This window comes from Niastella vici (assembly GCF_002077945.1).
Lineage (GTDB): Bacteria > Bacteroidota > Bacteroidia > Chitinophagales > Chitinophagaceae > Niastella > Niastella vici.
The window spans coordinates 20713-45101 of the sequence record NZ_LVYD01000083.1 but is presented as its reverse complement, the minus strand read 5'-3'; the positions used below and the strand labels follow the sequence as shown (position 1 = coordinate 45101).

The 24389-nt window shown below is 46.0% G+C and carries 20 protein-coding genes; 10 read left to right on the top strand and 10 right to left on the bottom strand.

Translation table 11 applies throughout. From position 1 onward, the window contains the following. Positions 1-30: 30 nt before the first annotated feature. Positions 31-798 (bottom strand): response regulator transcription factor, encoded by a 768-nt coding sequence (locus tag A3860_RS33240; RefSeq protein WP_081154839.1) that lies wholly within the window; start codon positions 796-798, stop codon positions 31-33. A 4-nt stretch (positions 799-802) separates the two neighbouring features. Next, on the bottom strand, positions 803-3931 hold the full coding sequence (locus A3860_RS33235) for a ligand-binding sensor domain-containing protein (RefSeq protein ID WP_081154838.1): 3129 nt from the start codon (positions 3929-3931) through the stop codon (positions 803-805). Between the two features lie 188 nt (positions 3932-4119). Between A3860_RS33235 and A3860_RS33230 the strand changes: the two genes are divergently transcribed. The 9 genes from A3860_RS33230 (at position 4120) to A3860_RS33190 (ending at position 17653) form a co-directional block, all read left to right on the top strand. Further along, on the top strand, positions 4120-7251 hold the full coding sequence (locus tag A3860_RS33230) for a SusC/RagA family TonB-linked outer membrane protein (RefSeq protein WP_081154837.1): 3132 nt from the start codon (positions 4120-4122) through the stop codon (positions 7249-7251). A 21-nt stretch (positions 7252-7272) separates the two neighbouring features. Then, a complete protein-coding gene (locus tag A3860_RS33225; RefSeq protein ID WP_081154836.1) occupies positions 7273-9168 on the top strand; it encodes a RagB/SusD family nutrient uptake outer membrane protein in 1896 nt (631 codons plus the stop codon). Between the two features lie 146 nt (positions 9169-9314). Next, a complete protein-coding gene (locus A3860_RS33220; protein WP_081154835.1) occupies positions 9315-10004 on the top strand; it encodes a DUF3823 domain-containing protein in 690 nt (229 codons plus the stop codon). 140 nt (positions 10005-10144) lie between these two features. After that, positions 10145-11986, top strand: coding sequence for a glycoside hydrolase family 2 protein (locus A3860_RS33215; RefSeq protein ID WP_081154834.1), 1842 nt, complete (start codon positions 10145-10147; stop codon positions 11984-11986). Between the two features lie 142 nt (positions 11987-12128). Further along, entirely contained in the window at positions 12129-14156 is a 2028-nt protein-coding gene (locus tag A3860_RS33210; RefSeq protein WP_081154833.1) for a beta-L-arabinofuranosidase domain-containing protein, read from the top strand. A gap of 50 nt (positions 14157-14206) precedes the next feature. Then, positions 14207-15277 (top strand): serine hydrolase domain-containing protein, encoded by a 1071-nt coding sequence (locus A3860_RS33205; RefSeq protein ID WP_081154832.1) that lies wholly within the window; start codon positions 14207-14209, stop codon positions 15275-15277. A 73-nt stretch (positions 15278-15350) separates the two neighbouring features. Further along, complete coding sequence (locus tag A3860_RS33200) at positions 15351-15653, top strand: nucleotidyltransferase family protein (protein ID WP_081154831.1); 303 nt, start codon at positions 15351-15353, stop codon at positions 15651-15653. Further along, positions 15634-15984 carry a HepT-like ribonuclease domain-containing protein gene (locus A3860_RS33195; RefSeq protein WP_081154830.1) on the top strand — a complete coding sequence of 117 codons (351 nt, stop codon included), beginning with the start codon at positions 15634-15636 and terminating at the stop codon, positions 15982-15984. Before A3860_RS33200 ends, A3860_RS33195 begins: the two co-directional genes overlap by 20 nt. Positions 15985-16240: 256 nt before the next feature. Then, entirely contained in the window at positions 16241-17653 is a 1413-nt protein-coding gene (locus A3860_RS33190) for a polysaccharide lyase 6 family protein (RefSeq protein ID WP_081154829.1), read from the top strand. A gap of 69 nt (positions 17654-17722) precedes the next feature. Here the strand turns inward: A3860_RS33190 and A3860_RS33185 are convergent, their stop codons facing one another. Then, a complete protein-coding gene (locus tag A3860_RS33185; protein WP_081154828.1) occupies positions 17723-17965 on the bottom strand; it encodes a hypothetical protein in 243 nt (80 codons plus the stop codon). A gap of 77 nt (positions 17966-18042) precedes the next feature. Then, the gene (locus tag A3860_RS33180) at positions 18043-18300 is read right to left on the bottom strand and encodes a hypothetical protein (protein WP_081154827.1); all 258 of its coding nucleotides are present in this window, start codon (positions 18298-18300) and stop codon (positions 18043-18045) included. A 249-nt stretch (positions 18301-18549) separates the two neighbouring features. Here A3860_RS33180 and A3860_RS33175 point away from each other — a divergent pair, with 249 nt between their 5' ends. Next, positions 18550-18936 carry a VOC family protein gene (locus tag A3860_RS33175; RefSeq protein ID WP_081154826.1) on the top strand — a complete coding sequence of 129 codons (387 nt, stop codon included), beginning with the start codon at positions 18550-18552 and terminating at the stop codon, positions 18934-18936. On the opposite strand, the gene A3860_RS33170 is transcribed toward A3860_RS33175, so the two are convergent. From A3860_RS33170 to A3860_RS33145, 6 genes are all read right to left on the bottom strand, one after another. Continuing rightward, positions 18917-19237, bottom strand: coding sequence for a DUF6266 family protein (locus A3860_RS33170; protein ID WP_081154825.1), 321 nt, complete (start codon positions 19235-19237; stop codon positions 18917-18919). The genes A3860_RS33175 and A3860_RS33170 overlap by 20 nt on opposite strands. Before the next feature lie 217 nt (positions 19238-19454). Further along, entirely contained in the window at positions 19455-20093 is a 639-nt protein-coding gene (locus A3860_RS33165) for a DUF6266 family protein (RefSeq protein WP_081154824.1), read from the bottom strand. Positions 20094-20705: 612 nt separating this feature from the next. Continuing rightward, on the bottom strand, positions 20706-21227 hold the full coding sequence (locus A3860_RS33160; RefSeq protein ID WP_081154823.1) for a hypothetical protein: 522 nt from the start codon (positions 21225-21227) through the stop codon (positions 20706-20708). 233 nt (positions 21228-21460) lie between these two features. Next, positions 21461-21829, bottom strand: coding sequence for a hypothetical protein (locus tag A3860_RS33155; RefSeq protein WP_081154822.1), 369 nt, complete (start codon positions 21827-21829; stop codon positions 21461-21463). A 452-nt stretch (positions 21830-22281) separates the two neighbouring features. Then, positions 22282-22947, bottom strand: a complete 666-nt coding sequence (locus tag A3860_RS33150; RefSeq protein ID WP_081154821.1) for a DUF4276 family protein — start codon at positions 22945-22947, stop codon at positions 22282-22284. Further along, complete coding sequence (locus tag A3860_RS33145) at positions 22944-24338, bottom strand: AAA family ATPase (protein ID WP_081154820.1); 1395 nt, start codon at positions 24336-24338, stop codon at positions 22944-22946. Before A3860_RS33145 ends, A3860_RS33150 begins: the two co-directional genes overlap by 4 nt. Between the last annotated feature and the right edge of the window lie 51 nt (positions 24339-24389).

Below are 24389 nucleotides of genomic sequence, written 5' to 3'. Positions count from 1 at the left end.
AAGGCCCGGCTTGTAAAAAGGCCGGGTTTTTCATTTATGTTTCTGCAAAGCATAATCGCTCGGCGTTACGCCAAACTGCTTATGAAAGTTACGGGCGAAATTACTTTGCGAGCTGAAGCCGGTGAGGGCGGCGATCTCATACATCCTGTAATCGCCTTCACTCAACAGTTCCGCCGCTTTCTTTAATCGTGTTACGTTGATAAGCTCGATGGGAGTGAGGTCAGAAATGGCTTTTATTTTCCGGTACAGGGTAACGCGGCTCATATTCATATACCGCGCCAGTTGCTCCACATCCAGCTCCACTTCTTCAATATGGCTTATGATGGTTTCATGCAAGGTGGCCAAAAATTGTTCATCGGCCCGGGTATGCGCCATGCTGTTGAGGTGCACCAGCGGCGAGCTGGCAAAATATTCCCGCAACGTATTGCGGTTCGCCAGCAAACTGGCGATCTGCGCCTGTAAATGTTCTTTCGAAAAAGGTTTTTCAATATAGGCATCTGCGCCCAGCTCAAGCCCCTGTACTTTCGATTGAATAGTGTTCTTGGCAGTAAGTAGAATAATGGGAATATGCGAATTCTCCACATTCGATTTTATCAACGAACACAATTCAAACCCGTCCATCCCGGGCATCATCACATCGCTCACGATCAGTTGTACGGCATTTGACCCCAGCGCCTGCAGCGCTTCGTTACCATTGGTGGTTTTCAGCACGGCATATTTAGGTTGCAGTATCCTTTCCAGGAGATCGAGTATTTCTTCTTCATCATCTACCAATAGGATGAGCGGTTGCGTGTTCATGGTGTTATTTCTTTTTTACAGGTGGTTGTAATGGTAAGCAAAGCACAAAGGTGTTCAATGTTCCGGTTGATTCTTTTACATACAACTGCCCCTGGTGCAGCTGCGTGAGCGAACGTGCCAGGGTTAACCCAATACCCGTGCCTTTTTGTTTGGTATTTTCTTTTATGCGATAAAATGCTTCAAAGATGCGCTCCCTCATTTCAACAGGAATGGGCGCCCCATCGTTCGAGATCTCAAACACAAATTGCACATCATCCTTTTGCACCGGGTGCAATTGAGCGGTCACCTGCTGGTCGGCATATTTCACGGCATTGCTGAACAGGTTCATGAGTATTTTGTTCAACGCATCTTCATCAACCAGCGCCATTACCGGTGAATCGGGTAACAGCAGCTGGTATTGCAGGCCGCGCTTTTTTGCCAGGGTTTGAAAACTGCTATACACTTCCTGCAATTGATCGGTGATGTTCACTCTGGTGAAATCGAGGCTGAATCCTTTGGCTTCCGTTTGGCGAAAGTCGAGGATCTGCGTGATCAGCGTCATGAGCCGGTTGGTATTTCTTTCCATCATGGTCACATCCTCTTTGATCTCCGGCAGCTCCTCTATTTTTTCAAGCAGGTTCTCCACCGGCCCTTTTATGAGCGTAAGCGGCGTTCGTATTTCATGTGCCACATTGGTAAAGAACTCGAACTTGGCTTCATAGATCTCTTTTTCTTTTTTCTCCTGCGAGCGCTTATGATAACTGCTGATCAACGAGTACACGATGGCGCTCACCAGTACCGTATAAATAAGCCAGGCCCACCAGGTATTCCAGAAGGGTGGGGTAATGGTGATACGCAGTTGTTTCTCCCGGCCCCAGCGGCCATTGGTGGCAGCGGTTAACCTGAACGTATATTGCCCCGGCGCCAGGTTGGTGAAATACACCTTGCGGTTGGTGGCGAGGTACGTCCAGTTTTTATCGAGTCCTTCCATCAGGTATTTGTATTCCGTGATCTCCGGGCTGGTATAGCTCAGGGCCGCAAAGTCAATGCTGAAAGATGATTCATCATAGGGCAGCGTAAGCGTGTTGGTATATAGAATAGATTGCCGCAACGGCGAATGTTCTTTTTGAATCGGCAGCTCCTTATTGTGTACCTGAAAGCCGGTTATATATACCGGTGGCACCAGGCGGTTCGAATCAAAATCCCCGGGGCGAAAGGAGATCATACCTTTGATGGAACCGAAATACAATTTGCCCGAAGCATCTTTATAACCGCTGTTGTAATTGAACTGATCGTACAAAAGTCCATTGGCCTTGGTGAAAAGGGTCATATTTTGGGTAAGGGGATCCAGCTTTACCAGTCCTTTTGAAGTAGTGATCCACAACTGCTGGTGATCATCTGCCACCACCTTGAACACAAAATTACTGGGCAGGCCGTTTTGCATCGTATACCGCGTAATGCGCTGCCGGTTGGCATCGAGCCGGCAAAGCCCGCCGCCTTCCGTAGCGATCCACAGATTATTGCGGCTGTCTTCCACGGCGGCATTAATATCGTTGATGGATAAACTATTGGTGTCGCTCGTTTTGTTCTGCAACCGGCCCCAGTGCCGCGTAAGCGGATCATAATACAACAATCCCTGCGAGTGGGTGCCGGCCCAAATAATGCCCGCGTGATCTTCGGTGAGGCAGCTGATGAATTCGCCATTGGGCGTTTCGTGCATCCATTCAAAACCGCCGGTTTCCCTGATATAATGATACAAACCGCCGCCGCTGCCAACATATATTTCGCCACGCCGGCTTTGCAGCATGGTCACCATAAAATTATTCCGGAAGGTGCGGTCATGCGCATCGCTGCCATAATGTTTTATCACTTTACCCGTATGGCGGTCCATAATATCGAGCCCATGATCGAGCATGCCGATCCAGATCGTATTACCCACTATCAACAGGCCATGAATATTATGATAGGCAATACCGGTTGGCGTGCCCGTAGGTTTGAATTGCGTGATAGCACCTGTGCGCAAATTCAGCTTATTTAATCCCGCGTCTTCGGTGCCAATCCACAAATTGCCTTCCGGGTCTTCACACATTTCGCGTATCGCATTGCCGCTGATGGTTTGCGGGGTGCGGTCGGGATAATATTTGGTGAAGGGCGTATAAGGTTTGGGATAATAATTCACCCCACCGAAATAAGTGCCGGCCCACATGCCGCCTTCCTGGTCTTTGCAAAGCGTATAAACCGCATTATCTGCCAGTGAATAAGGATCAGTCACTTGTTTTTTCAGATTGGTGAACTGGCGGGTGGCCATATTATAAATGAAGATGCCCGATTCGGTTGCGAACCAGTATTCATTGTCTGAATACTTAATAATATCCCGCACATATACAGTGGTTTTATCGGCGCTGTAGATCAACAGATCTTCATACGTATTGGTGTTAATATGGTACAGCTTGATACCCTGGCAGGTGGTGCCTACAAAGATGGCGTCATTACCCGCGGGATAGAGTTTTTTTATAAAGCAGGTAGGCATCTGCGGGGAATGTGCAAACACATCGGGCCCTTTAAAGGTTAAAGTAGTTGGGTCGAACCGGCGCAAATGCCCGTCGGTGGAACCGAACCAGAGATCGCCATTCGGGCTCATACAAAGGGCCGAGGCGTCAATGGTATTGGCTGGCGGAAATGCCGTGAGGCGGCGGGTGTTCACATTATAACGATACACCGAGCTATTGGTACGGAACCAGAGCTGGCCCTGCCTGTCCATCACCAGGTCATTCACTTCGGGCAACGTAAACAACCGCACCAGCCGTTCTTTTGCATAATCAAATTGATACAATCCGTTTTGGGTACCCACCCATAAATTGTCTTTTGCATCGGCATATACACAAAACACAAAATCCTTTTGCAGTTGGTTGTTATGCTCATCATCCGATTTGAATAATTTAAACCGGTAACCATCAAAACGGTTCAACCCTTCTTTGGTCCCAAACCAAAGAAAACCCTTGCGGTCCTGTATACTGCAATACACCGTGTTGTTCGATAAGCCATTTTCTACCTGGTAATGTTTGAAATAATAAGGCTGCGCACTGGCCGTATAGGCGGTTTGCAAAACTATTAGCAATAGCAGTCGTTGCATCGTTTGGTATAAGCTGCTCATTCCCCGTTACGCCTTTAAATAAACAATAGCACCAATTGGAGACAGTAATTTAAGCAAGATCATAATAGCAGAAAACAAAATGTAACAATTTGAATAAATTCTGAAATGCCGGGAATAAAAGGAGTGCGCAAGATGAAGTTATTTCATTGTCTGATTCAAGCCATACTTAACTAACAATTGATTGCCACATGAAGTCGTTAACCAAACTACTACTGCTATTAGTGTATTGTTTGCTGTCCATGCCCCTATGGGCGCAGCAAAAACCAGGCATCCCGGTATCGGGACTGGTAAAAGACAGCGCCGGTGTAACTGTTTCCAATGCCACCGTGCTCGAGAAAGGAACAAAGAATGCCGTCACCACCAACCTCGACGGCGCCTTTACCATTAAAGTGGCCGGCGAATCGGCCGTGCTTATCATTTCCTCTGTAGGGTATGTAAACCAGGAAATACCCGTTTACAACCAATCGTATTTTAATGTGGTGCTTAAAAGAATGCAGTCCGACCTCGGCGAAGTGGTCGTCGTGGGGTATGGTACGCAAAAGAAAGCATCGCTTATTGGCGCCATTGCCACCGTTACTGATAAAGATATCGGCATGGTGCATGGAGGCTCTACGGTGAGCACCAGTTTGGCCGGTAAACTCGCCGGTGTATCCTGGCGCATGCCCGATGGCCGGCCGGGCGCCAGCGCCAACATCCAGGTGCGCAATATGGGCGATGTGCTGTATGTGATCGACGGTATACAACAGGATGCCGGTCAGTTCAACAACCTGGCGCCGAGTGATATTGAAAGCATCACCGTGCTGAAAGATGCGTCTGCCGCTATCTATGGAGTACGAAGCGCCAATGGCGTAATTGTCGTAACCACCAAACGCGGCAAACTGGGTACGCGCAATACCATTAATGTAGATGCGTACACCGGCCAGCAAAACTGGACGCGCTTTGTGAATGTGCTCGACAACAGCTACGATTACATGCGTTACCGCGCCGAAGCAGAGATCAACCGCTATGGCAGCACCACCATTACGCAAAGCGAGCTGGATAAATACAAGGCGGGAACCGAACCCGGTTACCAGAGCTTTAACTGGAAAGATTTTATCATTCAGAAGAATGCGCCGCAGCGTTCCGTCAATGTAAACGTTTCCGGCGGTTCCGACAAGATCAATTACTATTTATCGGGCACGCACCTGTACCAGAACTCGGTGCTGGGCCGCGAATTCAAATTCAACCGCACCAATATTCAATCGAACGTCAGTGCCAAGATCGCCAACCGCCTGAAAGTGGGCGTTAACATCAATGGCCGTATTGAAACGCGCGACAACCCCGGGGTGCCGGGCTTCGATGATTACTGGCTGGCGCGCTTTGCTATTCTACGTAACACGCCACTGGAGCGGCCTTATGCCAACGACAATCCCGCCTACCTCAACGATATCAAACACAATGAAACCAACTGGGCTTACCTGAACAATAAGATCGCAGGTAAATACCACAACGACTGGCGCGTGCTGCAAACCAATTTCAATGCCGAGTACCAGGTGCCGTTTGTTGAGGGGTTAAGCATCAGTGGCGTGTACTCGTATTATCTGGCCGATTATATCCTCAACAACCACGAGTATACCTATAATACATATACATATAACCCAACTGATCAAACCTATACACCCACCGGTGGCAGCACCAATCCCTGGCGCGAACGCGAGCAACGCAAGGTCATCAATATTACCCAACAGTTAAAGCTGAACTACAGCCACACCTTTGGTTTGCATACTGTGGGGGCGTTGTTTGTGAACGAACGCATCAAAAACCAGCAACTGCGCAACTGGATCCATTCTGTGCCCAGCACCAATGTATTGACGCTTATTTATTTTAATACGGCAGATACCTATGAGGATAGCGACGACAAGGAAGCCCGTATCGGGTATATTGGCCGGCTCAACTACAGTTATGATAACAAATATTTCCTTGAAGTATCAGCGCGGCGCGACGCTTCCTATTTGTTTGCACCCAATAACCGCGTGGGGTATTTTCCCTCGGTATTTGCCGGCTGGCGCATAACGGAAGAAAACTTTATGAAGGACCTGGTGGGTGGAAAAAGCCCGCTCACCGATCTCAAGCTCCGCGCTTCCTATGGCGTATTGGGCGATGACGGAACACAGCTCAATTTGCCCGCATTTTCTTATGTGGAAGGCTATAACTACAACCAGGGTGTTGCTATTTTAAGTGGAGTGCCCGTTGTGGGCTCAAGAGACCGGGGCGTGCCCATCACCAATATTTCCTGGCTCAAAAGTAAGATCACCGATATCGGGTTCGACTTCAACCTGCTGAACGGAAAGATCAGCGGTACCTTCGATTATTTCTATCGCAAACGTACGGGCTTGCGTGGCCGCAAATCAGATGTGCTGGTACCCAACGAAATTGGCTACAGCCTGCCCGATGAAAATATCAACAGCGATGCCCAATTTGGTGAAGAAGGCTCGCTTTCCTACAGCGGTTCCTTCCGCAAATTGCGGTTTATGGTCAGCGGTAACCTGTCGTATTCCCGTTCTAAATTCATTTCATCCTATAATCCCGTGTTCTTTAATTCCTGGGACCAGTACCGTTATTCCAGCGAGCACCGCTATACAAAGATCGACTGGGGCTATGATGTAGTGGGGCAATTCACTTCGCAGGAACAGATCAACAATTATCCGGTGAACATCGACGGACAGGGCAATCGCACCCTGCTGCCCGGCGATCTTATTTATAAAGACGTGAACCAGGATGGCAAGATCGATGGGTACGACGAACGGCCCATTGGGTATGGAACCGGTACGCAACCCAATATCAACTACGGCATCAGCATTGCGCTGCAATATGAGCGCTTCGATTTTCGCGCCGATTTCTCCGGAGCAACCGGTTATACCTGGTTTCAGAATTGGGAAACGCGCTGGCCATTCCAGAACGATGGCAACCTGAACACCATCTTCCTCGATCGCTGGCATCGTGAAAACCCTTTCGATCCCAAGAGTAACTGGATCCCCGGAAAATACCCGGCCTTGCGGTTCAACCAGGGTGGACACAGCAATTACAACCACAACTCCACCTTCTGGGCGCACAACGTAAAATACCTGCGGGCACGCACACTCGAACTGGGTTATTCGCTGCCCACCAAATTGCTCAGCAAGGTGAAAATGGAAAAAGCCCGGCTCTACATAAATGCCTATAACCTGTTCACGTTCGACAATATGAAAGCATACGGTGTTGATCCCGAGATCACCGATGACAACGGGTTGCAATTCCCGCAGAACAAATTCCTGAACGTAGGCATCAATCTATCCTTTTAACCGGCCCTCAACACACAAACAATGAAAAAGACATTTTCCATCATATTCGCCGCCGCGCTCATCGTTACAGCCGGTTGCAAAAAAGACAGTGATTTTCTGAACGTACAGCCAACATCTATCCTGACCAACGAGCAGGCCTTCAGTGATCCGGCGCAGGTACTGTCGATCCTCGCCGACCTGTATAACCGCCAGCTCGACTTTTCGGGGCTCGACAATGGCTGGGCGTCATTTGCGGATTTTAGCGAAAGCTTTCCCTCCGAGAACGGCTCCGCCTATTTTGTGCAACGTAATGAGTGGGGCTTTGGCGAGTGGGGTAACTGGGACTATGGCTACATCCGCGATCTTAATTTATTCATTGAACGCGCTACCGCCGCAAAGGCTTTGTCGGAAACGGATAGAACCCGTTTCCTGGCCGAAGCCCGTTTCCTGCGCGCCAATTTTTATTTTGAACTGGTGAAACGCATGGGTGGTGTGCCGCTCATCACCCAATCGTTGTTGTACGATTTCAGCGGCGATCCCACTTACCTGCAATATCCCCGGTCAAAGGAATCGGAGCTCTATGATTTTGTGATCAGCGAAGCGGAAGCCATCAAAGGAAATTTGCCGGTAAATCCCAATGAAAAAAGCCGCGTCACCAAAGCCGCTGCACTGGCTATGGAAACAAGAGCGGCCCTCTATGCCGGCTCCATTGCCAAATACGGCGCCAGTACACCGCAGGTAAGTTTGCCGGGCGGGGAAGTAGGCATTCCGGCTTCCATGGCTACCGGTTATTATACCAAAGCATTGAATGCTGCAAAGGAACTTATCAGTGGCAGCGCCGGTACTTATGCGTTATACAATAAGAAACCCGACCTGGGCGAAAACTTTGCTTCCATCTTTCTCGATAAAAGCAATAATCCGGAAAGCATTTGGGTAGAAGATTTCAAACTCAAGAGCGGGCGCGTGCATGGCTTTACGGTGAGCACCCAACCGCGCTATGGTGCCGAAGAAGAGGAGGGTGGCCGCATTAACCCATCGCTGAACCTGGTTGAATCATTTGAAAAGCTCGACAATACCTATGCGCCCATTCCCGCAACGGATGGCAGCGGAAATCCTATATTCTATACAAACCAGAGTGACATTTTCGCCGGCCGCGATGCCCGGCTGTACGGCACAGTTATAGTGCCCGGTTCTTCCTTTAAAGGCCGGCCGGTTGATATTTGGGCCGGCTACCAGCTTGCAGATGGCAGCATTGTTACCGGTGACGACCGGGGAGCGCAAAAAACGCTGCCCGGTCAATCGGCCCCTACCCAGGTAGTGGGCTTCGATGGACCTGTGAGCTCAAAAGAGTTCACTGCACAAAGCGGTTTTTATTTACGCAAGTATGTTGACCCCACACCGGGGGCCGGTTCGCGCGGCACTAACAGCGAAGTGCCCTTCATCCGGTACCGCTATGCCGAAGTGCTGCTGAATGCAGCCGAAGCCGCCTTTGAATTGGGACAACCTGCTGTGGCGGCCGGTTATATGAACCCCGTACGCGCCCGTGCAGGGTTAACAACGCCGCTAACGGCCACGGATGTGAGCTTCGACCGTATTGTACATGAACGCCGCGTTGAGCTGGCCTTTGAAGGACATATCCTGTACGATATGAAACGCTGGCGCCTGGCGCATGTGGTGTGGGATGGCAATAAAATGACGGTGACCGATCTGCTGGGAAATATTGGTACCGCCACCAAACGCAATACACAACCTTACGGATTATGGCCTTACAAATTGTACAACCCGGCCAGCGCCAATAATGGCAAATGGGCGTATAAGATCGTGCTGCCGGCGCTGGTCACCGGCGCCAACCGGTTCCGCCTCGGTAATTATTATTCGGCGATCGATGATAATGTACGATCAAACAATCCCAAGATTGTTAAACAACCTAATCAGTAAAAAGTGTGATCTGTGAAATTAGGAATATGAAGTAAGAGGTAAGAAGTAAGAAGTAGGAAGTAAGATGCCCGCGATTTTCGGATTTTCCTACTTCTTACTTCTTATTTCCTACTTCGGGAACTTGAATAACGATAAAATACACAAATATGAAATACTGCATGTATACAGCAATCGCGTTGATCATTACCACGATTGCTTCATGTAAAAAAGATAATTATAAAGCACCCAACTCAAAACTCACCGGTCATATAACATACAAAGGCGATCCCATTGAAGTGGAATACAACCAGGTGCAATTTGAATTATACCAGTATGGGTTTGGAAAGATCGGTCCGGTAGCGGGCACTTTTCAGCAGGATGGATCGTATTCCATGCTCCTGTTCAATGGCGAATACAAATTCATCATCCCTAACGGACAGGGACCCTTTAAATGGAAACAAACGGCAGCCGGCGCCCCGGATACTACGGTAATAACATTGAATGGCAGCCAGGACCTGAATATAGAAGTAACGCCTTATTATATGGTGCGTAACCCGAAGATCACGGCGGCTGGCGGCAATATATTGGGTAACTTCAAAGTAGAGAAGATCATCACCGATGCCTCGGCAAAGGATGTTGAAAGCGTAAGCCTGTACCTCAACAAAACCCAGTTTGTATCAGGCGCCGATAATACCGCCGTGACAACCGTTGATGCCGCAGCCATCACCGATTGGAACAACGTGCAGTTGAGTGTGGCAGTACCCAGCGGACAGAGTAGTGTATATGCAAGGATTGGAGTGAAGATAGTTGGAGTAGAAGACAGATTGTTTTCGCCGGTTACAAAATTGTCATTTTGATTATATGAACAACTCGTGGCGATAGGCTTGTGAAGTAAGAAGTATGAAGTATGAAGTAGGAAGTACGAAGTTCGCGAATTTCTTACCTCGTACTTCTTACGTCTTACTTCTGAAACATAACTAAAAAACAAATGTGAAATATGAAGAGAGTGCTCGTTTTGTTTATCGCAGGAATGATAACTGCCAGCGGTCAGTCCCAATGGAAAGTCGCTGGAGATAAGATTGTGACTGAATGGGCTGCTAAAGTAGATCCGCAACAACCCCTGCCCGAATATCCGCGACCCCAACTGGTGCGCAACACCTGGCTCAACCTGAATGGAATGTGGCAGTATAGTGTGTTGCCCGCATCCACCCAAACCATTCCTACGGCCTATGCCGGAAATATACTCGTACCCTATGCCATCGAAAGCGCGCTCAGCGGTGTTGGCAAAACAGTGGGGAAGGACAGTGCTTTATGGTACCAGCGAAGTGTGGCCATGCCGCCCACTTTCAAAAACAAGCGCGTGCTGCTGCATTTTGGCGCGGTTGACTGGTTGTGCGATGTATTTGTAAATGGAAAGAAAGTAGGCACCCACCAGGGCGGTTACGATCCATTCTCAATGGATATAACAGCTGCCCTGGGTAAATCGGGTAACCAGCAGATAGCGGTGCGTGTGTGGGACCCAACCGATGACGGCCCGCAACCTCGCGGTAAACAGGTGAACAAACCCAACGGCATCTGGTATACGCCGGTGACCGGCATCTGGCAAACTGTTTGGGTGGAAGCCGTGCCGCAAACCTATATCAGCCATCTCAAACAAACGCCTGATATCGACAAAAGCGTCATACGCGTAACGGCCCGGGTAGAAAATGCACAACCGGGCGATCAGGTAACTGTCGCTGCTTTTAAAGGTGGGGAAAAGATCGCTGAACAAACCGTTGCACCCGGTACAGAAGCGGCATTGGCTATTCCCGGGGCAGCATTATGGTCGCCCAAACACCCTTTCCTGTACGACCTGAAAGTATCGCTGGTGCAAAAGAATAAAAAGACCGATGAGGTGAGCAGTTATTTTGCGATGCGTAAGATCTCGGTGGGCACCGACAACAACGGCATTCAACGCATGTTGCTGAACAACGAATTTGTATTTCAGTACGGTCCGCTCGACCAGGGCTGGTGGCCCGATGGCTTATACACCGCGCCTACCGATGAAGCGTTGAAATATGATATCGAGCAAACAAAGGCCATGGGCTTTAACATGATCCGCAAACACGTAAAGGTAGAACCGGCGCGCTGGTACAATTACTGCGACCGGTTAGGCATGCTGGTTTGGCAGGATATGCCCAGCGGCGACCTCGGTAACCATTGGGAACCGCGCCCCGGTGTATACGGACGCTCCAGTGATAAAAACCGCTCGGCTGAATCGGAAAACAGCTATCGCAATGAATGGAAGGCGATCATGGCGGCGTTGTATAATTCCCCCTGTATCGTGGTATGGGTGCCGTTCAATGAAGGGTGGGGACAATTCAAAACAAAAGACATTGTACAGGTAACGCAACAGCAGGACCCCTCGCGCCTGGTGAACAGCGCCAGTGGCGGTAACTTTGAACCGGTAGGGCATATCATCGACCTGCACAACTACCCTGAGCCACTGATGCCCGACCCCGCTTTGTTTGGATCGAAGCAGGTGCTGGTATTAGGTGAGTTCGGTGGTTTGGGTTTGCCGGTAGAAGGACATACCTGGCAGCAAAAGAACAACTGGGGGTATCAGAGTTTCAAGAATAACGACGATTTGTTGAAACACTATGAAGAGTTTGTGAACCGCATCCCCGCGTTTATCAAAAGCGGTCTCTCTGCGGCGGTATATACCCAAACGACTGATGTAGAAGTGGAAACGAATGGATTGATGACGTATGACAGGAAAGTGACCAAGATGCCGGTAGAGGCGTTGAATAAGATACATAGTAAGTTGTATGATAATACTGCTGTTGTTTTAAGAAAATAGTTACCGGTTACCAGGTTCCGGTTACCGGGCCTGGAATTCGGAGTTTTCTGCATGAAATCGGGAATCCCGAAATTAAACCCCGGCAACTGGTAACCTGCAACCGGTACCTGAACCTTGAAACGTGAAACTTGTAACCTGTAACATGAAACAGTTCACTATTATAATCTTACTGGCAGGTAGCTTCTTAAAAGTAGCCTCGCAAAATAAAATACCTGATGTTACATTCAATCAAACGAATAGTTACTACATCAGCAACAAAGCGCCGCTGAAACCATCCTCATTTATCAAACTGCCTGTGTCTGCCTTCAAACCCAAGGGCTACCTGTTGAAGTTCCTGCAACTGCAACGCGATGGGCTAACAGGCAACCTCGGAAAGATCAGCGCCTGGCTGGCGAAGACCGATAACGCCTGGTTGAGCCCCGATGGCAAAGGCAAATGGGGTTGGGAAGAAGTGCCCTATTGGTTAAAGGGCTATGCGCATATCGGGTACCTGCTGAACGACCAGGCCATGATCAATGAATCGAATTTCTGGATCAATGCCGTGCTCAACAACCAGCGGGCCGATGGCGATTTCGGTCCGGTCGTGCTGCGCAGTGGTAAACGCGACCTGTGGACCAACATGCCCATGTTATGGTGTTTGCAATCGTACTATGAATATTCGAACGATGCGCGTGTGCTTTCATTCATGACAAAGTATTTCAAATGGGAAAATGCGTTGCCCGATAGTATGTTCCTCGAAGATTACTGGGAGAACAGCCGCGGCGGCGATAATATGTACAGCGTTTACTGGTTGTACAACAGAACGGGCGAGCCCTGGTTGCTCGACTTTGCCACGAAAATTGACCGCAATACCGCCAACTGGCGACAAAAAGACAATTTACCGAACTGGCACAATGTAAATGTGGTGCAGAGTTATCGCGAGCCCGCCACCTATTACCTGCAAAGCCATGACAAGAACGACCTCGAAGCTACGTACAATGATTTCAAACTGGTACGCACGCTGTATGGGCAGGTGCCCGGCGGACTGTTCGGCTCAGATGAAAACGCCCGCAAGGGCTACGACGATCCGCGGCAGGCCGTGGAAACCTGTGGCATGGTAGAGCAAATGACCAGTGATCAACTATTGTTGTTATTTACCGGCGATGCCTTGTGGGCCGACAATTGTGAAGACGTTGCCTTTAATACCTTTCCCGCCGCGTTCATGCCCGACTATCGCAGTCTGCGTTATTTAACCGCACCCAACATGGTCGTCAGCGATAGTAAGAATCATGCACCAGGTATAGCCAATGAAGGACCTTTTTTGATGATGAACCCGTTCAGCAGCCGTTGCTGCCAGCACAATCATTCGGCCGGCTGGGCTTATTATGTGGCCAACAGCTGGATGGCCACGCCCGATAACGGACTGGCAGCGCAATTGTATACCGAGGGAGATGTTACGGCGAAAGTAGGTGATGGAACCACTGTGACCCTGCAAAGCAAAACGCATTATCCGTTTGAAGAAGGGGTGACGATCACGGTACAATCGCCCCGCGCGGTGCGTTTCCCGGTATACCTGCGGATCCCAGGCTGGTGTACAAAAGCGGCGATCAGCGTCAATGGGAAAGCAATTGCGGCAAAAACGACACCCGGCACCTATGTGTCCATCACCCGCGAATGGAAGAACGGCGATGTGATCAAGCTGCAATTGCCCATGCAACTGCAGTTACGCCAATGGACGCATAACAAAAACAGCGTAAGCATTAATTATGGACCGCTCACGTTTTCATTGCTGATCAAAGAAGCGTATAAAAAGCAGGACAGCAAGACAACCGCCATCTGGGATTCGCGCTGGCAGCAGGATGCCGATGTAAGCGCCTGGCCGTCGTATGAGATCTTTCCTGCCTCGCCCTGGAATTATGGGTTACAGTTAGATGCCAATAATCTCAGCAGATCATTTACGATAAAGAAGAAACCCTGGCCAAAAGATGACGATCCGTTCACCAATGCCACGGCACCCATTGAGCTCATCGCCACCGGCAAATTGATCCCCGGCTGGACGATCGATCCCTATGGCTTATGCGCCGTATTGCCACAGAGCCCGGTGCAGGGGAGTGGGGCGGCTCAGCAGCTTACATTGGTGCCGATGGGCGGAGCGAGGTTAAGGATCAGTGCGTTTCCGGTGGTGAAGTGATGTACGCCTATCAGGTATGCATGTGTTGATTTTATACTTAATTTAGGAGCATGCACAAGTTCCTGATAATAATTTTTCTTTTACCATATGTGGCTTTTTGTCAACCTTCCAATACAGCTACATATGGTAATTCTATTTATCCTGATAGCGTGTGGCAATTCACCAATGACGTATCCAAAGAAGGCTGGAACAAAGACAGCCTAAACAGTCTTAAACGTTTTATTATCGACAGCACCCATGCAACCGGGATGGTGGTGGTACAATCCGGAAAGATCATCTTTGATTACGGCGATCTAAAAGAGACCAGCTATCTGGCCTCCTGCAGAAAGAGTGTACTTTCCATGCTGTATGGACCATTTGTGGCCAATAAGAAAATTGATCTGTCGGCCACCATGGAACAATTGCACATTGATGATGTAGGAGGGTTGCTACCGGTAGAAAAGAAGGCTACCATTAAGGATCTGCTAACGGCCCGTTCAGGAGTTTATCATTTGGCAAGTAATGAAGGCGATGCCACTGCCATGGCGCCGAAAAGGGGTAGTATTCAGCCGGGCAGTTTTTGGTTGTACAACAATTGGGACTTCAATGTGGCCGGTTATATTCTTGAACAACAAACAGGGCGCACTATTTATCAACTCATCGATTCCATATTGGCCGGGCCATTGCAAATGCAGGATTGGGATATAAAGGAACAACGCAAAACCGGCGACACCACAAGATCGAAATACCTGGCTTATCATATGTGGTTCTCAACAAGAGATATGGCAAGAATTGGGTATTTAATGCTCAGGAACGGAAAGTGGAAGGGCCGGCAAATAATTCCCACCGATTGGGTGAAATTAACTACTACTGTTGTCTCACCTTACCAACAGGCAGTGAAAGACAAAACAGCTTATTTTCATTTTGGCTATGGTTATTTATGGTGGATCTGGGACACACCTTATAATAAAGAGCTGTATGAAGGCGCTTATACCGCATCAGGCGCCTACGGACAGTTCATAACTGTTATGCCCAAACTTGATCTGGTAGTTGCCTATAAAACAAAATATGAATACGGCCGGCAAACGCCTACTGATTTGTACTTAAGGGTGTTGGAGAAGGTGATTGGGGCGGGGAAGTAGGGGAGAATAAGGGGCAGTAGATGGAGGGGCCTGCCAAAGTCGCTATTAATAAAAAATTGATTATCTTTATTATATGAATCTGTCAACCTCAGAGAAACTAGTGCTCCAACAATATTTTGCAGGTATACCTGTAAAGCGGGCTTACCTGTTCGGGTCTATGGCACGTAATGAGGCTAAGCCAGAAAGTGACATAGATATTCTTGTCGAGCTGGATCATTCCAAACCTATAGGGATGAAATTTTTTTTATATCAATCTGATCTGGAAGAATTACTTCACAAAAAAATTGACCTTATTACAATTGAAGGATTATCCCGCCATGTAAAGCCTTTTATCGATAAGGACAAGATTCTAATTTATGAAAGGCTTGATCACTGATAAAACCAGAGTAATACATATCATTGAAGCCATCACTGAAATAGAGAAATATCTTAATGGTGTTTCGTATGATGATTTTCTTGCTAACTCTGAAAAAAGATTTGCCACCGTTAAGCAAATTGAAATTGTTGGGGAAGCTTGCAATGCACTAACGCCGGAGTTTAAAGAAAGGCATCCAGAGATTGAATGGAAGCCCATCAGGGGATTCAGAAATATATCAATTCACGAGTATTTTGCTGTTAACTTTCATATAGTTTGGGAAATTGCTCAAAACGATCTGCCTGTTTTAAAACAGCAGTTTCAGGATGCGTTATTAAAGTTTCCAGAATAAGTTCAATTAATTGCACTTTCCTTTTGTGTAATCAATAGATGTAAGGACTTCCTCTCTTTCTAAGTATTGATAATCATCAATTTATTGGCGATCGCAGAAAAACGGATATCTATGCGTACTGGCATTCAGTACCAATAGCTACCCCCAATTACTCTTTCATTATCAAAGCGTTCCCCGCCAAAAAAGCTCAATAAAAAGCCAACCCCCACTTCCAGGCATAGCGAACCAATATTATATTTGCCAAAAGTGGATCCTCATGAAAAGCTATGTACGTATTGCAACCCTCTTTTACTTACTGACCCTCTCTACAACTTATTCAGTTTCCGCCAAAACCATCGTGGTGAAATTCATTGGTGGCTTGCAAAAAGCCGTAAATGAAGCCGAGGCCGGCGACACCGTACTGGTGACGAATGGCATGTACACCACGGGCACCGATATCACCGTCAACCGCGTGGGCACGGCCGAGAAACCCATTATCATTATGGCCGAAACGAACGGCAAAGTGGAAATGACCGGACTGGGTGGTTTCAACATCATGGCGCCCGCGAAATATGTGGTGATCAGCGGTTTTCATTTCACGCATTCCGCCAGCCGCGCGCGTACCGGACCGGGCACCAGCTTTTGCCGGTTCACGCATAATATTTTCGAGAATGAAGGTGAAGGCGAAGAGCTGACCATTGCCGGCAGCGATCACCAGGTTGATTACAATACTTTCCGCAATAAAAATTCCATGGGCCGTTTCCTGGCAATCAGGGGCGAAGGCAAACAGATCGCCGAGCGCTTATGGATCCATCACAATTACTTTTATAATTTTACCAGTCAGGGTGGAAAGAACGGCGCAGAGGCATTACAGTTTGGACTGAGCGGATTCAGCATGTCGAAAAGCAACAGCATTGTTGAGTATAATCTGTTTGAGGAATGTGAAGGCGAGAACGAGCTGATCTCGGTAAAGGCGTCGGCCGTAACGCTGCGCTATAATACCATTCGCAATTGCAAGGCGCAGTTCACGCTGCGGCATGGCAATTTCAGCCAGGTGTATGGAAACTATTTCAACAACACACCGGGGCTGCGCATCTTTGGCGATGATCATCTCATTTACAGCAATTACTTTGAAGTGTGCAATGTGGGCATCAATATCGGTAATGGCGATGGCGAAGTAGCCGATGGAGCGGCATTGACCTGTCACGACCGGCCCGACCGCGTGCTGATCGCTTTCAATACCATCATCAATTGCAAGAGCCCTATTTCCATGGGCGGCCGCGATAAAGGACTGGGCGCAACAGCCATCACGCTCGCTTACAATATTGTAAAAGGTGGTGGCGCTGCAGCAACCATCAGCGGACCGTATACCAATCCGGTTTGGGAAGGCAATATCATTTTCGGCACCGAGAGCAAGGGCGATATGCCCGATGGCACGTTCACTATGGTTGATCCAAAGTTGGGCCGCGATGCCAGTCAGGCCATACATTTGTTGAAGGGCAGTCCGGCCATCGATGCCGTACCAGCGCCTAAGGGCAAGAAAGCGGTGAATCCCTATGCTGCCATCACCACTGATATGGACGGACAGCCGAGGACCGTGCCGTTTGATGCAGGAGCCGATGAAGTGAGTACGGCTGCAGCTACAGTGAGGTTGTTGAATCCGGCGGATGTAGGGGTGGAAGCGAAATAAGAATTAATGAGTAAGAAAAATATTGCTCCGGAAGTGCAGGTGCGCTTCCGGATTTTTTATGTTTATTATTTAATTGATAGCATTTAACAGCGCGTTTCTGTTTTGGCGGTTGATTTTTTTCTGAACACGATAAGCTCCGAATAAGAATAGCAGGGCTGGAATTAACAATACCTGTAATGGTAAAAGTATAATTGTGTAATTAAGATGACGATAGCTCCTTTTAAAATCATAATAAACAATACAGGTAAGAAAGATGTCAATTGTAATAATGGCTATACCCAATCCAAGGTAGATGTTTTTGCGGGTTTTCATGTGAAGGGGTTTATTAGGTAATGCTAAAATAACGTATTACAAGTTATGAGTATGGTTGTTCCTGGCATTTTTATGCGTTACCTTTTTTCTTCCAGGAACGCATTTTCCATTGCCTGTCTTTTTTTGCGTTTGATCTTCCGTTGAACACGCCAGGCGCCGAGTAAGAGGAATAGTCCGATGATGGTAAAGGCCTGGTTGCCGATCATGTAGTACACGCTGTTGATGTCATTGGTAAGCAGGAGTTCATAATCCAGGTACATGGAATAGGAGACCAGGAGGTTCAGCACAATTAAAGTAATGCCTACAATCAGGTAAATATTTCTGCGGATCTTCATTTCGGGCTGGGTTTATCAGGGGTCAATTGGGTGCAATAAACGAAAAATTGCGGGAAGTTGCTTCCCGGCTGTCCCATCGCCCAATCCATTTTGAAAGGTCGCCGGGCCAGGAATGCCAGCGTTGGGCTTGTATTTCAGCTATGAGAATGACGGAAACAGCCCCTGAAATTTTCGCAAATAGCCCCCCTGTTTGATAAGCTGATGGGCTATTTTTGAGAATAATACTATTAATCACAAAACTTATAATTTATGAATACAAAAAAGATCTGGGCCAATTTCGGTGTCGGGGATTTAAATCGGACCACCACATTCTATAAACAACTCGGTTTTAAACACAATGGAGCGTCGGACCAACTGACCAGCTTCTTCTTTGGCGGGGAAAATTTTATCATCCATTTCTTTTTGAAGGATAAACTTGAACCCGGCATGAAGGGACAAATAATTGATACAAAAGCCGGGAATGAAATAATATTTACCCTTTCCGCTGATAGCAAGGAAGATGTTGATAGTTGGGAAAAAGAGGTGCAACAAGCCGGGGGAACAATAGTTTCCAGGCCAGAAGAGTTTGGAGAGGGATATTACGGTTTTGTGTTTGCTGATCCTGATGGTCATAAGTTCAATGTATTTCATATGTAATAAGGTTGCTAATAAAAATAGAAAGGGCTGCACGAACACACCCCTTTGTTTTCGAACTTTTTTGTCGCATAAAACAATAATATAAGTAAGGAATCTGAATCATTTTATTTGTCTTGGGCGACAGGGCGCTTACGAATTTAATTGCCTTTGCAAATTTCTCACGTTGCTTTAATTGAGCAAGCGTTTCTTTTTTGCTTTTATGAACAGGCTTGCTACGTAAGCAATATTGACCTTTGTAACAATAACCAACAACATTGCCTAAAGTACCAGTAAATGCAAATAAGTTAATTTGACGTGCCATAAAATAGAATTTTAATTGTTTTGAAAATGGTTAATATAAATCACATTTAAGGTTAAATAGCTGCCTTCCACATTCTTTAAAATGCTGCCCCGGGGCCCTCGGGGCGAACATTTTATTTTTGTGTTGGGCTTTTGCCCTTCCCGGTACTCACCGGAATTTTTGCCGTAAGCATATACGGTTTGGTAGCTTACCCGAATACATCGGGGTTAATGACCGGTTATGTGATGATCACTTCTCCGGTGTAGAGACTGGTGGCAATGTCCTCGCCATCTTCGGTGATGAAGGTGACCCAGGTATGTACCAGTTTCCCGGTAAAACCAGGCATTTGCAGCGTGTCATTGGCCGTTTTGCGATTGTTTCCTGTTCTGAAAACAGTACAATTGAAATCGGGACAATAGGCTGCCATCAACACCACGTCAGTCTCGTTGGTATTAGATACCGTTGAGTTGTCTGTCCAGGTAAATTGAATGGCTTCCTTTACTGCCACGGATGCTTTTGCATCAAAGGCATTCAACAATGTTCCCTTACTAACCATCACCCTGTTATAGGCGATCTGCAGATCGGGATACGTGCCTGTTATAGCCTTTTTCAGCATGTGCGACAAGGCTTTGTTTTTCCCTGTTAAGCCAGTGGCCGTCGTTTTGAAACCGATGTCCAACAGTTCTTTCATGCCTTGCGATAAATTGTTGGCAAGCGCGAATTTTGCCTGTTGAATCAATTGACGGTCACTTTTTTTGCCGCTTTTCTTAATGTCGGGCTTGCTGCGCAGATATGATTTGCCACGCCATTTTGCGCCGACTACTGTTCCTACGGTACCACTTACATTTCCGAGGATACCTTTACTTGTTTGTGCCATAAGAATTAAAATTTAAAAGTTAATAAATGATTGTTTATGCACATAGCGCATGTTCATAACCGGTATTTGATCAATTGCCTTGTGCGATACAAATGTAATATCAAAAAATGCAGAAAAAATCAGGTAGTGCGTATGTGGGTGGTCGAAAGTAGTCTAAGTTGGCCTAGATTGTTCTTAAATGGCCTAAGTTGTGCAAAATTGGGCTAAATTGGGCTAAAGTGGGCAACAACGATGTAGCATATAGCAGGTAAAACAGCGAGAAGGTCGTATGAATGAAGTAGTTAGCTGATTGTTGACATCACGGGGCTGGAAATCTGCAGCGGCAGAGATCGTATTGGCCATTGAGTTATACTACAATTTCTTCGGGGGCTCTTCGACGCGTGTTCGACCCTCGTTCGAGACATGTTCGGGATTTGTTCGGCAATTCTTCGGAAGTTGTTCGGTTCTGTTCGGGAATTGTTCGGGTTTTCATTGGCGAGCACCGGAGAAACTCGAAGAAATGTCGAACCAGTCTGCCATCAGTCTGCCATGAGGTCCGAAGCAGGTTGGGAAAAACAGCGAAGCCGCACTTTAAGAGCGCGGCTTGTTAATTTTTGTGATGGCCAGTGCTTATCATCGTTTCAGGTAAGGGATCACTTCTTCTTCTGTAAAGGGAGTTACTGAGCAAAACTCTTTTAATGTTATGATCTCAGCTCTGGGTTTATTAAGGTCTTTACGAACTCGTGTTAAATAGCGGCTTGCCGCCCGTGGAGTCAGGTTCCGCAATCTGCAAATAACATCTACGTATATTACTGAATAGTAGTCGGGCCCGGCCTTGCACGCCATCGCTTCTCCCCATGGGCGCATTACATGATACATTCTCATGCACTTCGCATGTTCTTTTTTCCAGGCACCGCGCAGCTTCTTTCTGCCCTTTCTCCTTTCCGCCTCATCTAATTTTTTCAGGCTCACCCGTGGCACTTTACGCAAATGGAGATACCAGCCATTGGGCAGTTTGACTTTTTTCGGTTTTTTCTTTGGTGGTGCTCGTCGCTTTTCTTCCCGATGATACCGTTTCAGCTTTGTTTTTAATTTGGCTTCGGGCGAGCCGGGTTTGGGTGGCGGTGGCTTCGGGGCCGTTAGGGTGAAAGGCATGGCTACCTATTTGTCGGTTATACAATAATGGGTAATTAGTTCAGCTGTGCCCGAAGGCGTGCTAACATTCTTCGTCTAAATACTCTGTGCTTTTCCCGGTGAATAGAAACCGTACAGCCTTTGTCTTTTCGGGCAGAGCGTAGCAGCACATTTTTCTTTTTAAATCCTTTGCGCATACAAGTGAGTTGAAAGTGATAAATGAAGTTGACCGGGAAACCTGCTATGGCTGGTTGTTATTTGCTTTTTAATTTATCTGCCCTGGCGAAAAACGCCAGTGCTTCTTCGTGAAAGAAATATTCCTGAACAATTTCTTCATCGATCTTAAGATGGGTGCACAGGTCTTTTACCTTAACGACGTTGAGTGCCGGTCTTTTATATTTCATTTGTATTTCTCTCATTTTATTCAGGGCTTTATCATGGCTTTTTTCGAATAGGCTGGCCATCTCGGCTACATTGATCCAGGTGCGGGGCTGAAAGATCTCGAGATCGAAGAAGTAACTGAATGTTTGCGGAAAAAATGTTCTGTTGGGGGTGAGGTACTTTGTGGCGCTGGAGATCTTTATTATGTCAACGCGTCGTCTTGTGTACTTGAGTCGGGACATTTGATTAGGTTAATAGTTTCTTTTCAGGCGTTTACACACCTGGGAAAGATGAACAGGTTAAAAAATAATAATGAAAAAATTAACCACTAATCAAAGTCAGTAAGCGTTCGCGTTTTGTTCAATAGGGGTAGGGGTATAACGGAGAGCTATAGTTTGGCAAGCTACGATTTAGTTGGAAGGAATCGGGTTTTTTTAGTGGGTGGGGTGCAATTTGTTGATTAAAGTCATGGATTTGGGGGAACCGAGCGTTTCGTGGGTCGGGGCGAGGTGCTTAAGTGTTACCTGGGGATCCGGTTAATTATAGCAGGATTAATGATTAATTCGGCAAGGAGTTCTTAGAAATTGCAAAAGGCATCTTATTAGTATATATGATAACTCATATAATTTTACGATAATGATCTGATCGAGAAATACATGTGCAAAATCGTGGGCGTAAATTAGGTATGATTAAATCAATGCAAATAATTTAGTTTTTTTAAAGCTTCAATTGCAGAATGCTTAAATTTTTTAAAAGAGTCTAGATTTTCCAATTTTGGGATTGGAATTTTTTGTCCTATTGGTTGATATAAGTCTCCGATCTCAATTCTAAAACGTCTTCTTGGCAAATGTGCTTGTGCAATGACCAATGCATCCTCAATAGTTTTTTTGGGATCGGCAATTGATTCAGGATCCCTGTTTATTTTAAGATCAACATTTGATTTATTTGTACACATTTCTTCTTTTAATAGGTCTTTATCCGCAAGCATCCATGCTTCTGTCATATGTATTGGAATAATCGGCACAATATTTTTACAATATTTTTTTTCCTCTTTATTTAGTAAAGCAGCGTTGGCAGGAGTAAATTTAAACTTGTTAACATCTTCATCTTTTGAGTTGTCAGCGTCAACATGAATGCAAAGCACATTAATGCCAGCTGTTGATGCCTTTAAGGCAACTTCGAGTACATCATTAATAAATCCATTTTCTTTGGGAAATTCAATGAAAATGGGTTCAAATACTTCAATGTCGCCTTCACAATAAAACGCAAGTTCTTCAAATACTTTTAGTATTATCGTCTTTAAGAACCTTTGGTCAGTTGTACCTTCTGTCGTATATCCAATAGTTAAAATATTACTCACTTGTCTTCAATTTGCTGAATTTCTTGTTCAAAATCTGATGTTTGTAAATAATCAACCACAGAGGCCAATGTTAGCTTTCGTTCATTTTCTGAAAAGTCTATTGAGAGTTGGCTAGCTCCTTTTACTACTGGGAGCATTTTTGTAATTTGAATTTTTTGTTTGACATGGTTAATGGTTACAAATTGCGTTATCAATTGCGATAACCAAATTCGACAAACGTTTTGATTATTCAATTTAAACGAATCTCCAACAAGTACTGGTGAATGAGTATTTACGATCACTTGTCTTAATTCTTGATCTACATCTTCCTCAAAATGAGAAACTAAATCCATTAATAGTTTTGCGGTTAATTTCATCCGAGCTGGATGTACTCCATTTTCTGGCTCTTCAAAACATAACAGTCCTTTATGATCTTTATCAAAAAGAAATACGCATAAAGTTAAAAGTCTTAATGTTCCTTCCGACAATACTCGTGACGTAAATACTCTACCATCCTGTGTTTTTACTTGTATGACAAATTGCTTACCAACTTTATCATCAATAACATCTACAGAACTTATGCTTGGAAGTAGCGCATTCAGTCTTCGGTTTATTTGCATAAGCGAAATTGGATCTGAATTCTTTATTCGATGTAACGCTGCTGCTAAGTTTTGGCCTGTGTGTGTAATATCATCTTTCGCTAGATAAGAACTTGGTTGTCGTAAATCTTCAGGATTTAATTGTAGAAAACGCCAGTTTTTTATTTCTTCTTTCGCTCCTAAGGCATGAGGGAAGTCAACAGAATTTACTACGCTTATAATAGCCTGATTAATGTTATTGAGTGAAAACTCTTTTTTTATTCCACCTTTACCATCTTGTCGCAAATTAACTCGATCACTATCAGTATCGATATATGCCACCCCTCTTTTACCACTAATTACTTTGGGACGCCATTTTTCCAAACCTTTCTTGGGAATATAAACTTTTAGCCATTTATCCAATTCATGTCTTATTGGATTTAAAAACTCGGACACTATTACCAACTCTTGTACTCCCCGATCATTAATAATTTGTTTTATAGCTATTTCATATCTTAATCTTGTGTATTTTAATTGTGCAGTTCCTCCAAACTTGTCTTTTATATTTTTGTCTAATAAAAGTTCTATTGCAAATGAAATTTCTGTTGCAGTAGATCCATTTTCATAAAGTGTAAAAAGTTCGCTTGCACTGCCTCTTTGTTCACTAAACGCTGTTTTTAAATCGGTGTCAACAATCCTGCTTAATAGTTGCATGGCATCGAACAAGTTACTTTTCCCAGAGGCATTTGTACCCGCAATAATTGTTAATGGAGCGAACTCCATCTGAAATTTTGTAAAAGTTTTAAATCCGTTTATTTCAATCTTTGTAATCATTTAATTCAATTATTTTCATCTACACGCCTTTATAGCGAAAAAAGCAAAAAA

Bases quoted from the DNA above. Each gene is read 5' to 3' on its own strand.
- A3860_RS33205 (WP_081154832.1), top strand. From the start codon at position 14,207: ATGCACAAGTTCCTGATAATAATTTTTCTTTTACCATATGTGGCTTTT.
- A3860_RS33190 (WP_081154829.1), top strand. From the start codon at position 16,241: ATGAAAAGCTATGTACGTATTGCAACCCTCTTTTACTTACTGACCCTC.
- A3860_RS33155 (WP_081154822.1), bottom strand. From the start codon at position 21,829: ATGTCCCGACTCAAGTACACAAGACGACGCGTTGACATAATAAAGATC.
- A3860_RS33225 (WP_081154836.1), top strand. From the start codon at position 7,273: ATGAAAAAGACATTTTCCATCATATTCGCCGCCGCGCTCATCGTTACA.
- A3860_RS33235 (WP_081154838.1), bottom strand. From the start codon at position 3,931: ATGAGCAGCTTATACCAAACGATGCAACGACTGCTATTGCTAATAGTT.
- A3860_RS33200 (WP_081154831.1), top strand. From the start codon at position 15,351: ATGAATCTGTCAACCTCAGAGAAACTAGTGCTCCAACAATATTTTGCA.
- A3860_RS33180 (WP_081154827.1), bottom strand. From the start codon at position 18,300: ATGAAGATCCGCAGAAATATTTACCTGATTGTAGGCATTACTTTAATT.
- A3860_RS33210 (WP_081154833.1), top strand. From the start codon at position 12,129: ATGAAACAGTTCACTATTATAATCTTACTGGCAGGTAGCTTCTTAAAA.
- A3860_RS33215 (WP_081154834.1), top strand. From the start codon at position 10,145: ATGAAGAGAGTGCTCGTTTTGTTTATCGCAGGAATGATAACTGCCAGC.
- A3860_RS33165 (WP_081154824.1), bottom strand. From the start codon at position 20,093: ATGGCACAAACAAGTAAAGGTATCCTCGGAAATGTAAGTGGTACCGTA.
- A3860_RS33195 (WP_081154830.1), top strand. From the start codon at position 15,634: ATGAAAGGCTTGATCACTGATAAAACCAGAGTAATACATATCATTGAA.
- A3860_RS33185 (WP_081154828.1), bottom strand. From the start codon at position 17,965: ATGAAAACCCGCAAAAACATCTACCTTGGATTGGGTATAGCCATTATT.
- A3860_RS33175 (WP_081154826.1), top strand. From the start codon at position 18,550: ATGAATACAAAAAAGATCTGGGCCAATTTCGGTGTCGGGGATTTAAAT.
- A3860_RS33145 (WP_081154820.1), bottom strand. From the start codon at position 24,338: ATGATTACAAAGATTGAAATAAACGGATTTAAAACTTTTACAAAATTT.
- A3860_RS33230 (WP_081154837.1), top strand. From the start codon at position 4,120: ATGAAGTCGTTAACCAAACTACTACTGCTATTAGTGTATTGTTTGCTG.
- A3860_RS33170 (WP_081154825.1), bottom strand. From the start codon at position 19,237: ATGGCACGTCAAATTAACTTATTTGCATTTACTGGTACTTTAGGCAAT.
- A3860_RS33220 (WP_081154835.1), top strand. From the start codon at position 9,315: ATGAAATACTGCATGTATACAGCAATCGCGTTGATCATTACCACGATT.
- A3860_RS33160 (WP_081154823.1), bottom strand. From the start codon at position 21,227: ATGCCTTTCACCCTAACGGCCCCGAAGCCACCGCCACCCAAACCCGGC.
- A3860_RS33240 (WP_081154839.1), bottom strand. From the start codon at position 798: ATGAACACGCAACCGCTCATCCTATTGGTAGATGATGAAGAAGAAATA.